The organism is Mesorhizobium amorphae, from assembly GCF_014843845.1.
In the GTDB taxonomy this organism is placed as follows: Bacteria; Pseudomonadota; Alphaproteobacteria; order Rhizobiales; family Rhizobiaceae; genus Mesorhizobium; species Mesorhizobium amorphae_A.
Window position 1 is genome coordinate 1 of sequence record NZ_JHQS01000109.1, and the last position, 2,537, is coordinate 2,537.

The following is a 2,537-nucleotide window of genomic DNA, read 5'->3' on the forward strand; positions in this document are numbered from 1 at the left end:
AATGCCCCTTCCGACAAAAAGCTCCGGTTACGCCAAAATTCTTACCCCAAGCTTTTTCCCGCTCCCGATCGCGGTGTTGGTCGTCGCGATTCAGCCTACGCCTACAATGTCAAGGAACTGCGCAACCGAGAGAAGGCTGCGGCCGAGCATGCTGAGCACGCCTATGAGCTGATGGCCCGCCAAGGGCGATTAAGAGGGCCGAAGCGGCGCACGGACGCCACAAAGGAGGAACGGCTATGACGGCTGCACGGCGGCACTTTCATCCTCAGGCACCGCTCTTTGCGACGTGGTCGTCCGTGCCGAGAGAAAATAGCACATGAGCTGACAAAGCGCTTGTTGATGTCATCTGTGGTGTAGATGATCCGGCGCACGCTCTCGGGATAAGCGAAGAACGGCACGACAAGCTCCCAGTTGCGCCGCCAGCGCTGCGTGATCGCCGGATATCGCTGCCCCCAAAAGGCGCCTCGAAATCCTCCAACAAGTGGTGCGGATCACCAGACGCGCCACGCGATCACGCACAACACCGCGAAGCACATCCAGACCGCTATGCGAATGTCGATCACGAACTTGTCGCCGGCGCTTAGGATGGCGGCGATGTCGTCGGTAGCCTTGTCCATTATGATTGCGAGGTGCTCCTCGAAAGCATCATGCTTTTCGCTCCAGTCTTCTCGCGTCATCCTGTCCTTAGCTTCCTTCCGTGTGAAATCTCTCGGATTCTCCTCAGGAAGCAAACCTTTAGCATAAGGTAATTTAGTCATAGCTAACTCTTGTTGCCTATGCTGGACAATATAGTTCTACCTCGTTTCATGACCAGTCGCTCACCGATAATTTCATTGATCCGAACCCGGCAACTTGCCCGAAGACCGCTACCCTGTCGCCCATCCGGCGACGCCGGTTAGCCATCCCGCCATACTCTTGCCCGGCTCCTCGCTGATTTCGATTGTCGGGATATGCTGCCCATGTCCTTTGTCCATGGCCCGACTAAAACATGCTCGTCCCGCGTGCGGCGAGGCACGCGCTCGTGGCGAAGATGCGTGGTCTCCTTCGCCAAGAGAATGAGAAAGTGGTGGACACGCCCACTGGCGATGGCACGGCTTGCCTCGACGTCCACGATGACGGCGTGGTCCATATCGATCAGATAGTTGGTGGCGTAGAACAGCTTCCTGTATCACGGCCACGAGGGTGCGCGCGACATGGCCCGTGATATCGCCGCCACCGACGCCTATGTGACCTCGCGCCGCGAGCGAAAGAAGGTTGAGATGCTGTTCGCGCACCTCAAACGCATCCTGAAACTCGATCGCCTGCGACTACGGGGACCGAATGGCGCCCGAGACGAATTCCACCTGGCAGCCGCCGCCCAGAACCTCCGGAAACTGGCCAAGCTGATCCCGGTGCCAAGGCCGACGCCGGCATAAGGCGGAAGACGTCTACCCAAAACCTAACATCGGCCGATGTCGTGGCCGAGACGCGGCCGACTTTTTCAACGACATCGGGCGCAAAGCTGTCGTTCGAGTCGTGGAAAACGTACGTCGGCTTCGGGTCAAATTTCCGTTCCCCATCTTTGCAGCACCGAGACAAGTCCATCATGCCCCACACCGTAGAAAATATCGCAGGGTTTCCGAATGTGGGGAAAGGCGGTAGCGCTCTCTTCTTACTCTCCTCCCTGCTGCAGAACGCGGCCCACCATGCGGCGGCCGTCGGAATAACGTTCAATCATGTCGGAAGGGCCTCTGCTCTACGCCGCCGGATCGCTTCGGCGATGAAGACCCGCGACAGCACGTGATAAAGCGGCTCGTGCGAGACCATGCGCGCGGTGCCGTAGCCCAGCATCGAGGCCAACATCAGCGCGATGACGTTGTCGTGGTTCCCGGTCATTTCCAGGATGATGACGAAAGCTGTCATCGGTGCCTGCACCACGCCGGCGAAGTAGCCGGCCATGCCGAGCAGCGCTGCCGCTCCGGTGCTGGCGCCGAGGATGAGGCCGAGCGAACTTCCGATGCCCGCACCGACCGCCAGCGACGGCGCGAAGATGCCGCCGGGAATGCCCGAGACCATCGACAGCAGCCCGGCCAGGAACTTTTCGGCAAAGAAGAACCAGGGCAGCGGCACGCCCTCGACGGCGCCCCATGCCTGCACATAGCCGGTGCCGAAGGTCAGCCCGCCCGACGCGATGCCGATCCCCGCCACCGCAAGTCCGCAGACGGCGGGCACCAGCAAGGCGCGCAGCAGGGGTTGCTGTGTATGCCAGCGCCGGATCCGCCGTGTTATCTTCAGCGCCAGCAGCGAGAACAGCGCACCGAGGCCGCCGCCAATGATGCCGCAGCCAAGCACCAGCGGCCACTCGGCGGCAAACGAGATGGTGTCCTCCGAGACACCGAAATAGGTGTAGTTGCCGAGCAGGCCCAGCGAGGCGAGGCCAGCCAGGATCACCGCCGTCAGCACCAGCCCGTTGGTGCGCGCCTCATAGGTGCGGGAGCGGGAAAAAGCTTGGGGTAAGAATTTTGGCGTAACCGGAGCTTTTTGTCGGAAGGGGCATT

At 60.7% G+C, this 2,537-nt stretch carries 2 protein-coding genes and 3 pseudogenes; 2 read left to right on the forward strand and 3 right to left on the reverse strand.

The features are described 5' to 3' along the window. Window positions 1-240, forward strand: a pseudogene (locus tag DH08_RS35875) (hypothetical protein); the annotation flags it as partial. A 98-nt stretch (window positions 241-338) separates the two neighbouring features. Here DH08_RS35875 and DH08_RS30245 read toward each other — a convergent pair. Together DH08_RS30245 and DH08_RS30250 are read right to left on the reverse strand one after the other, a co-directional pair. After that, window positions 339-470 (reverse strand): annotated as a pseudogene (locus DH08_RS30245) (transposase); the annotation flags it as partial. Between the two features lie 21 nt (window positions 471-491). Beyond that, on the reverse strand, window positions 492-677 hold the full coding sequence (locus DH08_RS30250) for a hypothetical protein (RefSeq protein ID WP_192182916.1): 186 nt from the start codon (window positions 675-677) through the stop codon (window positions 492-494). Window positions 678-1,175: 498 nt separating this feature from the next. Here DH08_RS30250 and DH08_RS30255 point away from each other — a divergent pair. Continuing rightward, window positions 1,176-1,415, forward strand: a pseudogene (locus tag DH08_RS30255) (transposase); the annotation flags it as partial. A gap of 298 nt (window positions 1,416-1,713) precedes the next feature. On the opposite strand, the gene DH08_RS30260 reads toward DH08_RS30255, so the two are convergent. Further along, window positions 1,714-2,537, reverse strand: an 824-nt coding sequence (locus tag DH08_RS30260) for a chloride channel protein (protein WP_246801056.1), incomplete at its 5' end; no start/stop codon positions are given.

Bases quoted from the DNA above. Each gene is read 5' to 3' on its own strand.
- DH08_RS30250 (WP_192182916.1), bottom strand. From the start codon at position 677: ATGACGCGAGAAGACTGGAGCGAAAAGCATGATGCTTTCGAGGAGCAC.